The sequence below is a fragment of the Enterobacter cloacae complex sp. P14RS genome (assembly GCF_014895895.1).
GTDB classification, from domain to species: Bacteria; Pseudomonadota; Gammaproteobacteria; order Enterobacterales; family Enterobacteriaceae; genus Enterobacter; species Enterobacter bugandensis.
This window is the reverse complement of the sequence record NZ_JADBQM010000022.1, coordinates 21,306-38,862: the sequence shown is the minus strand read 5'-3', so window position 1 is coordinate 38,862 and position 17,557 is coordinate 21,306. Positions and strand designations below refer to the sequence as shown.

The window sequence follows — 17,557 nt, the reverse complement described above, 5'->3', positions numbered from 1 at the left end:
TTACTCCTCTTCTGGCATATCCTCCTGTTCTGGTGAGTCGGCCTGCTCAACTTTGAGGGCTATCTGGTCGCGCAGATCGTCAATAACCTGCTGCACCCTGACAACTGCAGAAGGGGTCATGGCGCAGTCTCGTTCAAGAATGTCAGGTAAGGTCTCCAGCACCTGAACCATCGCTTTTGCCATGGAGGAAAATTCTCGGGTGACTTCGGAGGCCGGAATTAGCTCCCCTGTTTCCTGCTGAAACTTGAGCCTTTCACGCTCCGACTGAAACCAGGCTTTACGATCGGGGGGAAGCATTTTGTCGACGTCCACCAGCTCGGACGGTGTGGTGCTTGTCAGCAGCTCCCGCAAAATATCGGTGACGGCATAAAGCTTAAGTTTCGGATTGCTGCCAGGTGCGGGCTGCACATTTGCCAGCTTGCCGGCGACCGTCTGGCGGTGCAGATCGGTAATGGCTGCCAGCTGAGTGATATTCAGCCGGAAATTTTTCAGTTCGTTATCCATGATGATGAACAAAAAATAGTCATTTCGACATCCTGCAAATGCCCAGGACTGAAATATCAATAGGTTAAACGGATGATGATGAAACCCATAAAATGCAAAAAACTAGCCGCTTTCCGCGTGTCCGCGCCCCCTCGGTGTTCAGAATCGCCAGGAGTACCTTTCGAAAATGACATTCATTCTCACTATCACCTTGATGCCAGCAGAGCCACTCCCTGCTGATCGCTGCCGCCAGAGATTTGGCGAGCATCTCAGATGGGATAGGGCTCGTGTTTGCTCTAGCAACCCTGAAAGGAGAAAACGATACATCACCATAAGTGCTCAGTTCAGTAACTCTCGTGGCGAATTGTAAAACGCAGGAATGAACGTAACGGTTGGAAAAATGATATATTCCACTTGCATTTTCGCGATAACTGAAAAGAGGTGATTTAATGCAAGACCTTGAAAAACGCGTGAGCGAATTAGAAACAATCGTTGAAGATTTACTGTTGGATCAACATGCAGCAAGAATTGCTATAACCACAATGTCTACCGCATGGAATTCGTTGGCTAATAAGCCGGGATTGTTGGGCGATACTTATGACACTGCAGTTAAGGCAACATCGCCGTATAAATTTGATAATCCCGTAAATGACGGATACGCAGAACAGCTTCATGAAAGGGTAATTGCTCTCCTTTCAAAATCCTTATAATTAAATATGAGGGCGGCCTGCACGGAGTCCTCTTCCTCATTGCCTCTCTTTTTCAATCTCTCTAATGCCAGCGAAGTTATTGTTGCCCTTTTCAATCACTGCCAGCAGCGGCTTAATCCACAAAACAGCCTGGCAGTACGTTATTGAGCTGGTGGCAGCGGTACGATCATCGGCTGCGTCAGGTCCGTCGGTATCGGTGTGCAATGCGCTGGAACGTAAACGGTGCGCGTATTCGAGCAGCCCACCAGCGACATCAGCAGGAACAGGCAGATCACAGGTTTTTTCACGGCGGAGAATCTCCCGGTATTCGATTACGGTTTCTTCGGTGCTGGTGTCGATCAGGGAGTTGAGCTTATTGGTATGTTCTGCAACCTGATTGAACCGATTGAAGTTGAATGCCTGGGTGGCGATCACCTGCCCCTGCAAAGAGTTGTCACTTCGCAGAACGTCGTTATCGCTCTGAAGGTTATTGGCGTCCGAGCAACTCTTAACGAGGGCGACCGAAAGTCCAGCAATAACAACAACGCCGATAAGACCCAGATTAATTTTCATTGGCCCAGCCCCCAGCACGCCAGCGCACTTTCCTGATCACGCCGCTCGACCTGCCCATAACAGCCATTCTTCTGGCCTTTGGTCAGACGACAATCACGGCCACCGTCTTTAATCCACCAGCGGATTGCCTCGCATGCACCGATGCGGTCACCTGCGTTGATGCGCTTATAGAAGGTCGATGGGAAACATTTACCGGGGCCGATGTTATACGGGCAGAAGGATGCGATACCCACCTTCTGTGGCTCTGTCAGAGGCACTTTGATATTGCGATCAACCCAGGCTAATGCTTTATCGCGTTCAATAGCGTTAACCTTCCGGCACTGTTCCTCAGTGGCCGTCATGCCTTTAACAACACGCCTGCCATCGATAACGGTCACGCCGTGACATAAAGACCAGACTCCCCCCGGATCAACAACGGCCACCAGCGCATTGCCTTCTTTCTCGCTGATGAATTGGTCGAAAATGAGTGGAGCAGATGCCCCTGACGCGATTAGCGCCAGCACTGCTGCGCTGAGCTTTGCTTTGTTCGACATCATTCACCCCGCGCAGCTTTGCGGCGATCCGCTTTGATTTGGAAGTACAGACTCGTTAACCACGTCAGCAAACCAAACATGAGGCTACCGAGCACACCAATGGCCGCCCATTGAGATGGGGAGACTTTATCGAGGAGCTGAAGCAACCAGTATCCGGTCCCCCCTCCCGATGCGCCGTATGCAATACCCGTCGTGATTTTTTCCATTCGATACATGCTCTCACCTCGCTACGTTGCGGGTGTCCAGTTGAGGTAATAAAAAGGGCCGCGATAGCGACCCAAGCTTTTATTCCCCTGCCAGCTGCCTTACCTCACTTACCGTCTGGTTGAAACGTTCCTCTTCCAGTTCTACGCCGATAGCCTGGCGGCCCAGTTCAATGGCTGCTTTAACAGTTGATCCCGAGCCCATAAAGAAATCAGCTACCACATCGCCGGGCCTGCTGCTGGCGTTGATGATTTGCCGCAACATATCAGCGGGCTTTTCGCACGGGTGTTTGCCTGGATAGAACTGGACGGGTTTATGTGTCCAGACGTCTGTATAGGGCACGGCTACTGTCACAGAGAAATGCCGCCGAAGAGATTTGTACTCTTCCAGCAGATCAAGGTATTTCCGGTTCAACGAATGCCATGTGGCCACCAGCTGGTGATGCGGTGCTTTGAGTTCAGAGGCGCGGTGCTTCTCAATGGCGATCTGAGTGAACAATTCCTGCAGCTTTTCGTAATCCTGCTCGTTCGGTAGTTGCCACTGGCTGGCACCGAACCAGTGAGACGCCATATTTTTCTTTCCGGTGGCGTCAGCTATTTGCCTGGACGTGACTCCCAGTTCGGCTCGTGCATCCCGAAAGTAGGTGATTAACGGAGCCATGACGTGCTGTTTGACCTCGTTGCTTTTCTCAGCAAATCCGTCCCTTTTCGGCTTATATGGCCCTTGATAATGCTCAGCGAAAAGGATGCGTTCCGTCGCGGGGAAGTAAGAGCGCAGGCTTTCTTTATTACACCCGTTCCAGCGCCCTGATGGCTTCGCCCAGATAATGTGATTCATGACGTTGAAGCGTTCACGCATCATGATCTCAATATCGGATGCAAGTCGGTGTCCTGAAAACAAATACAGGCTGCCGGCAGGCTTAACTACTCGCCAGAACTGGGCAAGACACATATCAAGCCAGCGAAGATAGTCGGCGTCACCGTTCCACTGATTATCCCAGCCGTTCGGCTTCACCTTAAAATAAGGCGGATCCGTAACAATAAGGTCGATGGTGTTATCTGGGAGGGTTGCGAGGTATTGCAGGCAGTCAGCGTTGACAAGCTCAACACTGTTTATATTTACAGTATTTTTCATAGATCCGTAAGCGTAACTCTGATAGGCTCACTATGCTTTTGCGCTAAAGCAGTGGGCCTTGGTTAGCTTGTGACCTGAAAGCATGAGCTAATGGCTGGTTGGGTGCTACAACACCCACCAGTCGCCCATTTTCACAGCCGATGGCACCATTGTGATGGTGCAGTATTGTTTAAACAAGTAAAAGAAAATGAACATCAAAGGGTTTACAGCATAAAGCAACATTCGACAATTCTATGTTCAAATTTTGGCTTGTTCTCTCTCAAGGATGTCATGAAATAAATTAAGAAATTGTCCATTTTCTTCGGCTAAAGAAATCCATTCAGTCGGTAAGTCAGTTGAATACTCGCTAAAATATTTAGCAATTCTATGCTCTAATTTTGCAATCATTTCACTGAGGGGCTCGAAAGAAGGATCGTTTGGCCCAATCATAAGAAAAATTAAACTAGTACAATGTTTTAATTTATATGCATCGCCTTTCAATTCTGCAATTTTTTCGAATGGTATTTTTGCTCTATCACCTTCATATTCATCGAACAACATTTCGACATATTCTACACTTGTGTCATAAAGTGATAAAAAATTCGAAAATAAATCTCTAAGCTCGTCGCATTTTTTCTGTTGTGCTGCAACTGTTATCTGTCGCTTAATAAGTTCATTATTATATTTGATAGTTTTCCATGCGATATATGCAGGTATACTACCAGCAATTACAGAACCAAGAATGCTTTCCCAAGGAAAACCACTATCAACCATGATGGTGGGTAATTTTGAAATCTGCAGAACGATGTCGTTTTGAGTTACTGATTCAATAAATGGGAAAGGTACGCCGTTCCAAACCATGATGACCTCCAAAGATTTTGAAGCATCATAGCAAAAAACCCGCTCACTGGCGGGTTAATAAAACTGTGGCAACATATCAAATTAGCTTCAAATATCGCTCATTTTGTTGCATTTTGCAAGCCTAATTGAGGGAGTTAGCGAAAGTTACCTCACATTTTCACCACTTTCAGTTCTTGGTACTCTTCGTACCGTGTCAAAATTTCGCTTAGTGCCTGGCTGTCCATTTCAGCAAACGACGTTTTGAAAGCCGCCCAGTGACCAGAATACACTCTGAGCCAGGTGGAACGCTCAACGCTGACCATGCGCGCCAGAGCTGCACCAGCATACTCCTGATAGGTATCGTTATTACGAGAGGCAGCAACTTCTTGCGCCGCCAGCCAGACAAGCCCTATCAGTTTCTTAGTGACGCGGTTCTGGATTTTTTTGCTGCTATGCTGACGCTGAAACTCTTCCCACACGTGCTGGCACATTAATGTCTGGTACCGGAAAGTAAGGTCATAGCCATAGCAGTACCGCACCCAAGCCTGCAAATGCTCACCCAGACCATTGACCGAACGACGCCATGCTGAACAAGCGAACTCCGTATCTTTAATAGGCGGTAAAGGTAGACGACGGCTCCTTGTCTCAAGAACATAAAGTGGAGTGGCCAGCGTTTTTACAACCTTAGACCCACAGCCTTCCCCACCCTCCATAACGATTTCAGGATGGTGCCGGGGGTATTTGTTCTTATCTGCTGGTGGATGCTCACTGAACGCCTGCAGCTGTCCTTTTGTCGATCCTGATAAATCCGCCAGCGCGCGGCGCAGTTCAATCCTCGTAAATTCCAGTTCTTGTAAATTCATTATGATCAGCGCTCCATACAATTACGCTTTTGTTATTACGCCGATCGCCAGCGCTTGATTCATAAACCGGAATAGCAGCTCCAGCTGGGTACCGTGTTTTTTCTCGAACGCTGCAACATCAGCATGTAAATTGTCGTGACACTCTCTGCACAGAGGGATCACGAACAAATCGTGGGCTTTAGTGGCGGTACCGCCCATGCCGTGACCAATGACATGGTGTGGATCATCCGCTGGCCGCCGGCAACCTTCACAGGGCTGGGTTTTAACCCACCGGGTATAGTCTTCATTCACCCACCTGCGGTGTTTTGGGCGCAACATGAATGATTCAGGGGATTCAGGATCTGCATGCAGAGCCAGAACCTTTGGCTGGTCATAGGCCACTTCCTGATTTGCTCCATGCTTTAATTTCACAGCCGTGACTGCAGGGGTGGCCTTCTTCTGCAAAATGCTTTTTGCAGGGGGCATCGGCACAATGTCACTTTCTCGATATACGGATAAAAACGGCTCATCCGGTAAGCGAAGCGCATGCTGGGCCATCCTTTCCGTGATTGCATCAGCAATGCCTGAATAAACGGCCCACCAGCACAATTCACCGAGGGATAGTTCACGCTCGTTGTTGTAGCCAAGCGAAGACAGGATGGAACTGATCAGCCAGTTAATGAGATTACGCCGGGCCAGTTCTGCCAGCGCCGCAGTGGTTTGCTCGCTCAGCTGGTTATCGCAATGCCAACAGAGCAACATTGATCCAGGGGGATGTCTCATCGTTACCAGCTCATGATGGTGATAATCAGTGTGCGGGTACTGGCATTTCTTCACGTTACGCTCTAACCAGTATTCCAACGCGGTCAAACCGCCTGCTGCACGGATAACTCTCTCGTCGGTGAAGAATTCCTCGAGCGACTTATCTTCTGCCAGCGGCTGCCTGGCATCAGGGACGAGCCCCGACGGAAGCCCAGCCATACTTTTTGGCTGAGGCTCCACCAGCACTCGCCCCTGTTGAAACAAAGACATCAGTTCGCTACCCGGCTTTAAAACCACAAGCCCCAGGCGCGGTACAGTCTCGGCTGTAAACAGTCCTCTCACGCGGCATGCCCCTTAGCGATGTGTGCCGTCCACAGACCGCCGATCCACTCGATGCCTTTGGGTGTAAAGCGTGCCTGGCTAAAGGCGTAGTTTGTTTCGCTCGAAGTGCCTGTTTTCACTTCAAACCGCCCGGCAGCAATATGCTGGTGCCGCGGTGTCAGCACTCCACTGAGCCGGTACAAAATACCGCTCTCAATGAGGAACAAGCGGAAATCGGTCTCTTTGGCCTGCAACAGCTTTGCCACCTGGCGGAAAGACATTGAGCCTTTAGCAGTACAATACCGATCGACAAACTCAACTTTCGGCGCGGCAGCGGCTAACTGCTGACTGAGTTGTTCTTTCTGCTCGGCCAGATCCGCGGCGAGACGTAATGCCTCCGGCAATGTTTGCGGGACACTTACGGCCTGACTGTTCTCCAGCTCTTGCCAGCGATCGACAACAGCGGCGGTAAATTCTGGCGACAGCCTGGCGACGATCACCAGAGAATCACGTTTGTTGAACCAATACTCCTCGTAGGTTTGCCCGTTTTGCGGGTGTGTGTAGGGGGTGTGCGCCAACGGCGCGGTTAAAATACCAGCAGATGCAAGGCGCTCAGCTGAGCGCTTCACATCACCATGTTTGCTCTGCACCAGCCTGGCAATTTCACGGCTGGACATTGTCACAACACCCTTTGCGGTTAACTGATTCATGCTATTTCTCCATATCAGGCGGCTGCACCCGCCGGTTCGTAAATGCTGATCGTTATTTCAACCTTTCCTTTCGGCACCACTGGCCCCCACTCCACCAGCATGCGCTTTACCTGGCTGTCGTCCTCCCACACGCCAGCATGTGTCAGCGCGTCAAACAGCGCTTTGTTGTAATTATCCAGATCCCGACGGCGCATATCCGGAGGGAACAGGGTGATTTCTACCGCGGCTGATGCGGTAGTTGGTTTCGGTAAACGGCGCAGCTGCTCAATGATTGCGGCGCATGCTGCACTTTGATATTTGCGGCCTTCAGCACTGATTAAGTGGCGACCGGCCAGCGGCCCCTTATTAGGGGCACGCCAGTAGGTGTTCACACTCGGAGGAAAAGGAAGCACCAGTTTCACGCCACCTCCTGCTGGTTGTCAGAACAGAACTCAGGAAGATTTGCCTCAACCAGCGCGCGGGCGAACGGCGGTGGAACTGCATTACCGCAGCGGGCTACCTGCTTGTCTTTGGCGTAACGGTTACCGCGGTAGTCCTGATCGATAACGTAGCCATCAGGGAAGCCCTGCGCCTTATAAAGCTCATGCGGTTGCAGCATGCGCATTCCGATATCGACGATCTGGTACTTAACCCCCTCGATCGTCACCAGCCATTCATCCTCGCTTTCACCGCAGTAGGTTTCGAGGAATGTCCGGACCTCGCCAACGTGCTGGCCACCAGCGGTAATCGTCGGCATAGGAGTATCCATCGTCTGACCGTCGCGGCAGGTTCCGCGCAGCTTCACCAGGTGCGACGCAACTACCGCATGGTGATCAACAGTGGTAACGGAATGCGCGGGTTCATCCAGACCAACACCTGGGCCCGTGTAATTCCCACCATAGTGCTTCGCCAGAAACGCACTCACCGTTGCAAACTTATTACCACCAGCAGTGACCGTGCCGAGCGGGTTATTCAGTTGAAGAACACGCGGTTCTTGCCCTAGGCGTTCGCCGTACCCCATCTGGATCAGTGTTGGAGTTACCAGCTGCGACTTACCGCCACCACCTGCAGTAATCGTCGCGCTCGGTTCGTCAGCCCTGTGCCCAACACTGGCACCAAACTGGCGGGCGATGACCGGCGCAACCACGCACGCGCGGGACTGCTTGAGGATTGTATGAGCGGGTTTATCCAGCGGGCGCGGCTTTGCCTGGTACTCACTGCCGCCATTGCCAGCCAGGAACGGTGTCAGGGCGGCCTCAACTACGCCAAGCGCATGCCCATTCCCGCCCGGGCGCGCCGACGTACCAGCGGTGACAGTTGGAACCGGCTCGGTCACTGGCTGCCCGGTGGCCCCGGTGCGGAATTTAGTAAGATGCGGTACCGCCAGCGCGTAGCCATGCTTTTTAGTGATGGTCTGCAATGGCTCTAACAACGATTGCCCGCGGAAACAGTCATAACCTCCTTTCGTCGTGGTGTGGTTACACTTCACGATGAAAGGTGATGCGCTTTCGATAACAAAGCGCTGGATGCCGCGCGCGATACGTTTGAGCGTATTTTCCGCCAGCGGCTTTTTGCGGTCGAAGATGGAACGGGCCGGGATGTTCCAGTCAATGCACTCCGCCGCGGTACGCCATGGCGCCAGCTTGCCGCTTTGTACTTCCAGTGATTTTGGATCCCCATGAGTCGCTTCAGGCCAATTAATCTTTCGGCCGTCACAGCGCATGACCATGAAGAAACGCTTTCTGATCGTCGGCGCGCCGTAGTCACAAGCGCGCAGCTCACGATAATCGACCTCATAGCCAAGCCCGGCGATCAGCTGTTGCGCCTGCTGGCCGTGCGGCTCAATGGCAAGAAATTCACAAACCTCAGCCAGTGCTGGGTGATTCGCCGCGATACCAGCCGACAGCATGCCGACAAATGCCTCGAATGTTTCACCAGCACGCTCAGGATCCGGGCGTAATTCTTCATCCAGCAGCGGGCCCCATGTCTTAAATTCTTCGACGTTCTCCAGCATCATGACTCGGGGACGTACTGCCAGCGCCCAGCGCAGGACAATCCACGCCAGCCCGCGAATCTCTTTCTTAACTGGCTTAGCGCCCTTCGCTTTGGAAAAGTGGCGGCAGTCAGGGCTAAACCAGGCCAGGCCGACAGGTTTACCGCTGGTGGCTGCGATGGGGTCAACGTCAAACACCGACTCGCAATAATGCAGCGTGTCCGGGTGATTCGTCTTATGCATCGCAATAGCGTTTTCGTCGTGGTTGATAGCGATATCCACGCTACGCCCGATTGCCAGTTCAATGCCGGTACTCGCGCCGCCACCACCGGCAAAGTTATCAACGATAATTTCACGCATTGACGGCCCCCTGCATGCTGTTAACCAGACCACCAGCCACGCTAATTATTTCACTGGTAGGCACGCGCTCCAGCCAGAGTTGGTTGATGTTGGCCTTCAACTTGTTCTGTTGGCTCACCCCCAGAGAATCCGCCCCCTCGACCTGGTTGAATACCAGACCAACTTCCAGCGGCCAGATGCGTGACTCTGCATCAGGCGTTGCAATGGGAGCAGGCATTACTTTTTCCGGCACCGACGGAAGGGCCATTTTTGCCGCGGCAAATTGAGCCAATGACAATGCTGCACGCCCTTTTTCTTCCAGTTCGGTGCGATTGATATAGCTGAAGCTTTCACCACGCCAGGTTTTGTCGAAGACAGCGATTGCCCCGGCAAAAAATGCGCTGGTGGGTTGCTGCTTCTCGTCAGCGGGAACAAACCAAACAGGAAGATCGAACCCAATACGGCCACGAATAAACATGATGTGATCGGCATCTTCCGGCCACCATGTTTCACTTGTGGCTGACTTCACGAGATATATGTAACGACCACCTTTATCACGCATCGCCATTGTGTGATTCATGATGTGGGTCATGCCAGTGATGGCCTGCTTTTCATGGTACTGAGAACGGCTGTATGGAGGGTTAGCAAACGCGGCGCCACCGAGCTCTGCCAGACGTTCTGACCAGTCCTGCGTCAGCGCGTTATCTTCGGCGGTATACCATGCAGGGCATTTAGCATTGCTATCATCTGCAAACAGATCCAGAACCATCGGGCCAAATATCGAATTAATGCCCCAAAACAGAAGATCTGGAGTGCGCCACTGATCACCAACCTCTTTCAATTCATGCGCTGGTTTTGAACGGAGTTCAGCCAGTGCGCGGCAGTATTTATTTTCCGTCATCCTCTGAACCCCTCTGGAATCTTGGTATCAACCGGGCCGAACTTCATCGGATCGTGTTTCTTTTCACCCCAGCTTTCACGCGGTGGACGCCCCTTCTTGTCCCAACGGATCCCGCTTTGCAGATAACCCTCAAACTTTTTCGGGCCAAATAGCGTTTCAGGGCGCATGTACTGGTACTGCACGTCATTGCCGTTCCAGTGCTCATGCTTAAGATCGATCACCAGCTGTAAGTCGCTAACGGTGTAACCTTCACGCAAACGAGCACGGATGTTTTCCAGAGAAGTTTTTGATTTTTGGTATCGTGAGCCGCTAACCAGGTTCAGATGATTTAGAACCAGGATGGCGTTATCGGTGATCATCACTTCAGGGTCTGGTTGCGGCGCAACCGGACAAGAAGGTTTTTTAACTGATGGATCAGTAGTTGTATTTACTGACGGATCCCCCCCAGATTCTGACGGGTGAAAACCGCCTTTTTCATCGTTTTTTGATGCCTCAGATTTTGACGCGTCGGTTTTTGAGGCATCAGATTTTGATGCGTCAGAATCTGACAGGTGAGAAAAGGCAGCAGCCTGCAATTTCGCAACATTGAGCTGGTAAACGTTCGATGCATTGCGGTTGCCTTTACGGCGCTGCTGGCGGGTTAACCACCCGTCTTTTTCCAGTTGAGATATGGCTGTGCGTACAGTGCTCTCACCGGCACCAATCTGGCGCGCGATGGTAGCGATGGAAGGCCAGCTAACCCCTTCATCACTGCTGAAGTCTGCCAGACGCGCCATGATGGCAACGCTGGACAGCTTCATGCCAGAAGCGGCACAAGCGTCCCAAACGTAACCCGTTAATTTAGTGCTCATGGTCGTCCTTTAAGTCTGTAAACTTGCGCTTGAATTGTTCGAGCGGGCTGAAACATTCGTGGTTATAACCATCCCGCAGGTAGATAACTCGTTGAGTCTCTGGCTCCCACCTGATAACCCGAACGGGGATCCCTCTGTGGTCTTTGAACCTTCGGTTAACTTCGCGCATAAGCGTTTCGCCTTCCTGTAGTAAACCCCCACAATTGCGACCGCCCGACTGTGGTTACATGGCACCCAGCGGTTTGCTATTCTGCGTTCATACCGAAACAACGGAGCGCCCGGTACCGGGATCATCCTGAGTTGCGGCAAACGGTTAAAAGCCGTTAAACTGGTCATGCGGATTACTTCTCCATACAAGATTTGTCTGCCACGACGCCCGGAGCTGCACACTCGCGGGCGTCACTCTTTTCCGGCGCACAAAACACACGGAAAAGCAGCGTCAAATGTTCCTGCCACTTAGCCATCACCTGATAGCTGTTCTCTTCGATCTGGGCGCGTTCCTGAGCATCAATAACGCCGTCAGCGGTAGCTTTACGAACGTACTGTGAATGCCTGCCGATCCACTCAACTGACTCCATGAGACGCTGGTTGATATCGCCGTTCTCAATCTCTTCAACATCAGCCAATGGCACAAAAACACCGTTCGAGTGACGCGCAATAGCGTTCGCTATGTGGTTTGAACCACCAGCACGTTGAAGCACCATCGCCCAACCGAGCGGGAAGATCTGATCGCCATCGGTACGCAGCCGGTTAAACAGCGCGTTCTCGGTCACACCCAACCACTCAGCAGCTTCTGAATATCCGCCAGGCAGCTCGGTGATCGTTTTTTTGATTGCGGCCACCAGCCAGGCTGGCTGCTTATCTACTTTCCATTCAGGTTCTATACCCACGGCTAGGTCCTCCCTTCTGTGGTTATTTCTGATCGTTAGGCGATGTATTCTTGCCATAACGTTCTGGGTTGAATTCCAGTTCACCAGCAGTTCGATACGCAGCTTCAGCAGCTCGTCCTTTAGGGATTAAGCGTCCGGGGCGATTACGCCACTGGTAAACGGCCTCACTGGTGATGCCAAAAAATTCGGCAACTTTCTCAGTGCTGCCGAAATGTTGTTCAATCTCGTCGGTTGTCATGAAGCCCCCTTGGCTAAGTTTGGTTAGATATTAATAACCAATCTAACTTTGGTCAATAAAAACTAAGATTACTTAGTCTTTTTTAAATTTGGTGCTTTCATGGAAACGGTTGGTCAGCGCATTAAAGCCCTACGCAGGGTTACAAAAACCTCTCAAAAAGAACTGGGTAAGTTCTGTGGGGTTAGTGACGTAGCGGTGGGTTATTGGGAAAAGGATGTGAATATCCCAAACGGAGAATCGCTGGTTAAGCTGGCTAAATTCTTCAATACATCAATAGATTACATTCTTTACGGCACTGAATTTGAAGGTACCCTCATAACTAAAATGAGGCGTGTGCCCGTGATTTCCTGGGTTCAAGCTGGGCAGTTTACGGAATGTAAGGCCGCTGAGTTATTCAGTGATGTTGATAAATGGGTTGAAACATCACTACGCATTGGGGATAGCTCGTTCGCTTTAGAGGTCAAAGGGGATTCAATGACCAATCCAAATGGCCTCCCAACAATCCCTGAAGGGGCAACCGTTATTGTTGATCCAGATGCCGACCCCCTTCATGGCAAGATTGTTGTTGCGCGTATTGATGGCACTAACGAAGCGACTGTTAAAAAACTGGTCATTGATGGCCCACAAAAATTTTTAGTCCCACTAAATCCTCGCTATCCCAACATCCCGATCAATGGTAACTGCCTCATTATTGGCGTAGTTAAAGGCGTTCAGTACGAACTCTAACCCCTTCCCGCTCTTCCTCTAAGCATCAAGCTAAGTTTAGTTTGATGTTTTCACTTGACCAACAAACTAAGTTAAGTTAGTTTTTTTTTGGTCGGCACCAAACCACCGCGCCTGATGTGGTTAAAAGCAGGCCAAAGCAATAAGACGTGTTTCCTGTTCTGGCTGCTCACTTTCCCCTTGAGGGTGACAGCCAGCTTTTTAAGGGCACAACGTGAAAGCGCACTCCTTCTCTCTTTCACTGCGGGGGCAGGTTTGTTACCGAAAGAGTGCGCTTCCAGTTGTGGTAATGCGGCTCTGCGCACGTGACGAGGCCAACAAGTTTTTATTTCAACTTTTGAAATGAATACGTTTCTTGAGGTGTAGCGTCGCCGGTTCTGGCCGGTCCGGCAGGTGGAGGCACCACCGCCACAATTTTGCGGATATAAAAAAACCCCGCCTAAGCGAGGTTCTTAAATTGGTGCGGGCATGGGCTACTCATCTCATCGAAGAGTATGGTTCGGACGGTGTTTAAAGCCCCTACTCAGCTTTGCATCAGGTTTGCAGCCCGCAGCGCATACCCGCAAGTTACTAATACAAAGATTTCAGTGAATACAGTTGCATTCATAGCGATTTCTCCTGTTTTGATGAATGGATAGATGGTCAAAACGTCGGCTACTAACGCTAATGCAGCTACTGAAATAGAGGACAGATTGGCACCGAACAACCAGAGTTCGTTTGGAATAATCCGTTCTCGAATGATAACACAACCAACGGGCACTTAACAAGCAACCAGGGTGCAGACTGGTGAATGGAGAAGTTTGACGATGAGTTATATTCAGACACTTTCAGGTAAAAAATTCGATTACCTCAATTCAACCGCTGACGATGTGGAGATCGAGGATATCGCGACCGCACTTTCCCACATCTGCCGCTTCACTGGTCATCTGCCGGAATTTTACAGCGTGGCCCAGCACTCGGTGCTGTGCAGCCAAATTGTGCCGCCTGAGTTTGCCTTTGAAGCCCTGATGCATGACGCAGCTGAAGCCTATTGCCTGGACATCCCTGCTCCCCTGAAAGCATTGCTTCCAGATTACCGTCGCATTGAAGAGCGGGTAGAACACCTGATCCGGGCCAAATTCAGCATCACCCCTGATATGTCAGCGGTAGTGAAATACGCCGATCTGGTGATGATTGCCACTGAACGCCGCGATCTGGATATCGACGACGGCTCACTCTGGCCTTGTCTTGAAGGTATACCGGCAAGCGACATTATCCAGATCGTCCCTCTTCGCCCAGGCCAGGCATATGGCTTGTTCATTAACCGTTTCAATGAGCTTACGGAATTACGCGCATGCCTCGCATGAAGATTAAAGAACTGGTTGCCGCAGCCCATGCTGCGGCCGGGAAACTGCAACCAGCAGAAGCCTCTCTGATGCGTGAGGTAGCCACTCGCCTTGACGTTACATTTGCCGCCTTGACGGAATCGATGGACCAGCGAATGAGCCTTGACGCCGAAATTAACCATCTTCGTCAGGAGTCCGTCCAATGACCACCAACAAATATGCGACTCTGCGCGGCACAATCGCCAGAGCCAAACGCCACGACTGTCAGAAAGTCGTGATGCGCGTGACGTTAGCAGAAGAACTTCTCGAGCAGTTGTCAAAAGCAGAGGAGCGGATCGCGGAGCTGGAAGCGATATTGGCATGTGATAGGTGCGGGACAATTTGTAATCGTCCTGACGGGGCTCATTATTGCCACATCAGCGACAACGCCGACTCGCGCTACAGCCCGCCAGTGAATCAAAAGCCAAGATGTAACAATGGAGAAAGAAATTGAACGACTTAATGATTGACCTCGAATCAATGGGAAAAAAGCCAAACGCGCCGATCGTCTCAATTGGTGCCGTCTTTTTTAACCCTCAAACAGGTGAACTTGGCCAAGAATTCTATACGGCCGTCTCGCTTGAAAGCGCAATGGCTCAAGGCGCGGTACCGGATGGAGATACAATTCTTTGGTGGCTAAAACAAAGCCCGGAAGCACGCTCAGCTATTCGTGTTGATGACGCGATGCCTATCACTGATGCATTGTCGGAACTTAGCCATTTCATTCACCGGCACGCAGATAATCCAAAATACATGAAGGTCTGGGGTAACGGTGCCACCTTTGACAATGTAATTCTGCGTGGAGCTTACGAACGCGCCGGCCACATTTGCCCTTGGGCCTTTTGGAACGATCATGATGTGCGCACTATTGTTACGCTCGGTCGCAGTGTCGATTTCGATCCGAAGCTTGACATGCCTTTCATTGGGGATGTTCACAACGCCCTAGCTGATGCACGCCATCAGGCAAAATATGTTTCAGCAATTTGGCGGAAACTGCTCCCTACCACTAGCGACAAATAATTACTCGGGTGCAGCCGAGTTAATGGAGAAGTATATGCTGACCCTCGATTGTGTTCCCATCTCAACTTATTGCAAAGAGACTGGCGAAACCCCTGATGCTATTAACAAGCGCATACAGCGCGGTGTGTGGCGTGAAGGGATTCAGGTGCTAAAGGTCGAAGGCGTTAAGGAAAGATGGATTGATCTTTGTGAGGTTGCAAAATGGGCACGACAGAATCGCCTAAACTCCCACGCGGCGTAACCATCAGGAAACATCGCAACGGTGAAACCATAAATATTACCTTCACTTATAAAGGGGTAAAATGCCGTGAGCCCCTTTCTAATCTGGACGTAACTCCAAAAAACATTAAGTACGCCGAGCGCACACTCGGAGAAATATATAACAAGATCGAAAGGGGGACTTTTGTTTATGCGGAATACTTTCCTCGTTCTAACCGGTTAAGAATTTTTGGCAACGCTGCCGCAGGTAAAACTGTGAAGATGTACTTGGACGAATATTTGGTGATATGCGAAACGAGGAAACTGTCCCCTTCAACAATTGGCGGATATAAGAAATGCCGAAGCGCGCTGTCAGCACTTCATATTTTTCCTGCATGTGAGTTGACGCCGGCTGCATTGAAGACATGGATCCAGAGCCAGAAAACCACATTAAAGACTATTCGAAACCAGCTGTCATTCCTGCGTTCTGCTTTGGATGAGGCGGTGACGGATGGTATTCTTCAGATTAACCCTGTATCACTAGTGACCGCCTCACGTTACCAAAGTGATAAATCAGAGGCAGAAAGTAGTTATGTGGTAGATCCTTTGACGCCAGCAGAAGTTGACGCATTACTCTCAGCTGCTGGCAATAAGCAGTGGGAGAACCTGTTCCGTTTCGCATTCAATACGGGTTTACGTAGCTCTGAGCTGTGTGCGTTGCGCTGGCATGATCTCGACAATATAGCTAAAACAGCTCACGTTCAGGCGGCAAGTGTCGTTGGTGTTCTGAAAGGTACCAAAACAAAAGCCGGTACCCGTAAAGTAGAATTAAACAGCGAGGCGCTGGCCGCACTGCAGGCGCAGAAACAATTCACGTTCATGAAAAGTGAGTTTATTTTCAGCGATCCTAAAACGGGGGAGCCCTGGGCGAACGCCGACGCAATACGAAAAAAAGCATGGGTGCCAACCCTCAAAAAAGCTGGCGTTCGATACCGTAACCCGTACCAAACCCGCCATACATTCGCCACCAGACACATTAGCCAAGGCGTTAACCTCTTCTGGCTTGCTGGGCAGATGGGGCATAAAGGGCCGGAAATGTTATTCCGCCACTATGGATCCTATCTAGCGGACTATGATGGACGCACCTCACCAAACATACCTAAGGTTTAGAGTGGTAACTTTGACAACATCCTAATATTCATGAAGTTATGCAAGAAAAACCGGCTCAAACAGATACTGATTTTCCTAAAAATGCTGATGAGACATAAGATAGTTAGCAGTAATCCAATCATGGTGTACAATGGTCTTAAGGTAAGTTAACTGTGATTTTTTGACAAAATTTGTCATTTTTAAACGCTAAAGGGCCTTTAAGGCCTTTTATAAAAAGGAAAAATAAGGGAAAATATTATGTTAATTGAGTTTTCCGTACAAAATTATAAATCGATTTCTGAAAGGCAAACTCTTAGTCTAGTTGCGTCAAAACAAAATGAATTGACCAAGAATTTGTTTAATATTGAAGAGCCAAAATCATTAGAATTACTTAAAAGTGCTGTAGTTTATGGTCCGAATGCAGCGGGAAAATCTAATATTATTAAAGCCATGACAAAGATGGCTGAATTGATTGTTCTCTCAGCTACAGGTTATAAGAGTGGTGATAAGTTAGATATTACACCTTTCCGTTTAAACTCAAAAAAAATTAATGAACCTACTGAATTTGAAGTGCATTTCATTGCAGATGGAATTCGCTATCAATACGGCTTTTCAGCCACTAATGACATTATTCATGACGAATGGTTATTTGCTTTCCCTAAAGGCCGCTCACAAAAATGGTTTGTGCGTTTATGGAATGAAGAAACTTTAACTCATGAATGGGATTTAGGCCCATCTTTGATGGGTGAAAAACAAACATGGTTGAAGTCCACTCGACCTAATGCATTATTTCTTTCAACAGCAGTGCAGCTTAATAGTTCTCAGTTAAAAACTATTTATGA

General features: G+C 50.0%; 25 protein-coding genes. 9 read left to right on the top strand and 16 right to left on the bottom strand.

All coding sequences use genetic code 11. The features are described from left to right. Nucleotides 1–504, bottom strand: coding sequence for a DUF1441 family protein (locus IM295_RS18215; protein ID WP_129252749.1), 504 nt, complete (start codon nucleotides 502–504; stop codon nucleotides 1–3). A 428-nt stretch (nucleotides 505–932) separates the two neighbouring features. Between IM295_RS18215 and IM295_RS18210 the strand changes: the two genes are divergently transcribed. After that, a complete protein-coding gene (locus tag IM295_RS18210; RefSeq protein WP_153852289.1) occupies nucleotides 933–1,193 on the top strand; it encodes a hypothetical protein in 261 nt (86 codons plus the stop codon). A 36-nt stretch (nucleotides 1,194–1,229) separates the two neighbouring features. On the opposite strand, the gene IM295_RS18205 is transcribed toward IM295_RS18210, so the two are convergent. The 15 genes from IM295_RS18205 to IM295_RS18135 form a co-directional block, all read right to left on the bottom strand. Continuing rightward, entirely contained in the window at nucleotides 1,230–1,745 is a 516-nt protein-coding gene (locus tag IM295_RS18205) for a hypothetical protein (RefSeq protein WP_193067140.1), read from the bottom strand. Beyond that, entirely contained in the window at nucleotides 1,742–2,278 is a 537-nt protein-coding gene (locus IM295_RS18200) for a lysozyme (protein ID WP_193067154.1), read from the bottom strand. Before IM295_RS18200 ends, IM295_RS18205 begins: the two co-directional genes overlap by 4 nt. After that, on the bottom strand, nucleotides 2,278–2,493 hold the full coding sequence (locus tag IM295_RS18195) for a class II holin family protein (RefSeq protein WP_000286102.1): 216 nt from the start codon (nucleotides 2,491–2,493) through the stop codon (nucleotides 2,278–2,280). Before IM295_RS18195 ends, IM295_RS18200 begins: the two co-directional genes overlap by 1 nt. 70 nt (nucleotides 2,494–2,563) lie before the next feature. Further along, entirely contained in the window at nucleotides 2,564–3,616 is a 1,053-nt protein-coding gene (locus IM295_RS18190; RefSeq protein WP_193067139.1) for a site-specific DNA-methyltransferase, read from the bottom strand. Between the two features lie 237 nt (nucleotides 3,617–3,853). Next, nucleotides 3,854–4,456 (bottom strand): hypothetical protein, encoded by a 603-nt coding sequence (locus IM295_RS18185; RefSeq protein ID WP_182931092.1) that lies wholly within the window; start codon nucleotides 4,454–4,456, stop codon nucleotides 3,854–3,856. Between the two features lie 149 nt (nucleotides 4,457–4,605). After that, complete coding sequence (locus IM295_RS18180; protein ID WP_193067138.1) at nucleotides 4,606–5,298, bottom strand: bacteriophage antitermination protein Q; 693 nt, start codon at nucleotides 5,296–5,298, stop codon at nucleotides 4,606–4,608. 21 nt (nucleotides 5,299–5,319) lie between these two features. Continuing rightward, a complete protein-coding gene (locus IM295_RS18175; protein WP_193067137.1) occupies nucleotides 5,320–6,381 on the bottom strand; it encodes a DUF968 domain-containing protein in 1,062 nt (353 codons plus the stop codon). Further along, nucleotides 6,378–7,070 carry a phage antirepressor KilAC domain-containing protein gene (locus IM295_RS18170; protein ID WP_193067136.1) on the bottom strand — a complete coding sequence of 231 codons (693 nt, stop codon included), beginning with the start codon at nucleotides 7,068–7,070 and terminating at the stop codon, nucleotides 6,378–6,380. The genes IM295_RS18175 and IM295_RS18170 overlap by 4 nt, the downstream gene beginning before the upstream one ends. A gap of 14 nt (nucleotides 7,071–7,084) precedes the next feature. Then, nucleotides 7,085–7,471, bottom strand: a complete 387-nt coding sequence (locus tag IM295_RS18165; RefSeq protein WP_032623266.1) for a RusA family crossover junction endodeoxyribonuclease — start codon at nucleotides 7,469–7,471, stop codon at nucleotides 7,085–7,087. Next, nucleotides 7,468–9,402, bottom strand: coding sequence for a DNA cytosine methyltransferase (locus tag IM295_RS18160; protein WP_193067135.1), 1,935 nt, complete (start codon nucleotides 9,400–9,402; stop codon nucleotides 7,468–7,470). Before IM295_RS18160 ends, IM295_RS18165 begins: the two co-directional genes overlap by 4 nt. Continuing rightward, nucleotides 9,395–10,282 (bottom strand): phage N-6-adenine-methyltransferase, encoded by an 888-nt coding sequence (locus IM295_RS18155; RefSeq protein ID WP_193067134.1) that lies wholly within the window; start codon nucleotides 10,280–10,282, stop codon nucleotides 9,395–9,397. The genes IM295_RS18160 and IM295_RS18155 overlap by 8 nt, the downstream gene beginning before the upstream one ends. After that, nucleotides 10,279–11,133 carry a conserved phage C-terminal domain-containing protein gene (locus IM295_RS18150; protein ID WP_059446194.1) on the bottom strand — a complete coding sequence of 285 codons (855 nt, stop codon included), beginning with the start codon at nucleotides 11,131–11,133 and terminating at the stop codon, nucleotides 10,279–10,281. Before IM295_RS18150 ends, IM295_RS18155 begins: the two co-directional genes overlap by 4 nt. After that, a complete protein-coding gene (locus IM295_RS18145; RefSeq protein WP_193067133.1) occupies nucleotides 11,123–11,302 on the bottom strand; it encodes a DUF4222 domain-containing protein in 180 nt (59 codons plus the stop codon). The genes IM295_RS18150 and IM295_RS18145 overlap by 11 nt, the downstream gene beginning before the upstream one ends. Nucleotides 11,303–11,474: 172 nt before the next feature. After that, nucleotides 11,475–12,023 (bottom strand): YmfL family putative regulatory protein, encoded by a 549-nt coding sequence (locus IM295_RS18140; RefSeq protein WP_023294083.1) that lies wholly within the window; start codon nucleotides 12,021–12,023, stop codon nucleotides 11,475–11,477. 22 nt (nucleotides 12,024–12,045) lie between these two features. Further along, nucleotides 12,046–12,261: a Cro/CI family transcriptional regulator gene (locus IM295_RS18135; RefSeq protein ID WP_001515606.1), complete on the bottom strand. Its 216-nt coding sequence runs from the start codon at nucleotides 12,259–12,261 to the stop codon at nucleotides 12,046–12,048. Nucleotides 12,262–12,360: 99 nt separating this feature from the next. On the opposite strand from IM295_RS18135, the gene IM295_RS18130 reads away from it, so the two are divergent. The 8 genes from IM295_RS18130 to IM295_RS23100 form a co-directional block, all read left to right on the top strand. Continuing rightward, nucleotides 12,361–12,987, top strand: coding sequence for a LexA family transcriptional regulator (locus IM295_RS18130; RefSeq protein WP_193067132.1), 627 nt, complete (start codon nucleotides 12,361–12,363; stop codon nucleotides 12,985–12,987). Between the two features lie 803 nt (nucleotides 12,988–13,790). Further along, nucleotides 13,791–14,330: an HD family hydrolase gene (locus tag IM295_RS18125; protein ID WP_193067131.1), complete on the top strand. Its 540-nt coding sequence runs from the start codon at nucleotides 13,791–13,793 to the stop codon at nucleotides 14,328–14,330. Next, on the top strand, nucleotides 14,318–14,515 hold the full coding sequence (locus IM295_RS18120) for a hypothetical protein (protein ID WP_161177113.1): 198 nt from the start codon (nucleotides 14,318–14,320) through the stop codon (nucleotides 14,513–14,515). The genes IM295_RS18125 and IM295_RS18120 overlap by 13 nt, the downstream gene beginning before the upstream one ends. Next, nucleotides 14,512–14,802, top strand: a complete 291-nt coding sequence (locus IM295_RS18115; protein WP_193067130.1) for a hypothetical protein — start codon at nucleotides 14,512–14,514, stop codon at nucleotides 14,800–14,802. The genes IM295_RS18120 and IM295_RS18115 overlap by 4 nt, the downstream gene beginning before the upstream one ends. Then, on the top strand, nucleotides 14,799–15,368 hold the full coding sequence (locus tag IM295_RS18110) for a 3'-5' exonuclease (protein WP_193067129.1): 570 nt from the start codon (nucleotides 14,799–14,801) through the stop codon (nucleotides 15,366–15,368). The genes IM295_RS18115 and IM295_RS18110 overlap by 4 nt, the downstream gene beginning before the upstream one ends. 34 nt (nucleotides 15,369–15,402) lie before the next feature. Next, the gene (locus tag IM295_RS23105) at nucleotides 15,403–15,609 is read left to right on the top strand and encodes an excisionase (RefSeq protein WP_226859510.1); all 207 of its coding nucleotides are present in this window, start codon (nucleotides 15,403–15,405) and stop codon (nucleotides 15,607–15,609) included. Continuing rightward, nucleotides 15,570–16,736, top strand: coding sequence for a site-specific integrase (locus IM295_RS18105; RefSeq protein WP_193067128.1), 1,167 nt, complete (start codon nucleotides 15,570–15,572; stop codon nucleotides 16,734–16,736). Before IM295_RS23105 ends, IM295_RS18105 begins: the two co-directional genes overlap by 40 nt. 237 nt (nucleotides 16,737–16,973) lie before the next feature. Next, nucleotides 16,974–17,557: ATP/GTP-binding protein (locus tag IM295_RS23100; protein ID WP_226859509.1), on the top strand; the 584-nt coding region annotated here is incomplete at its 3' end.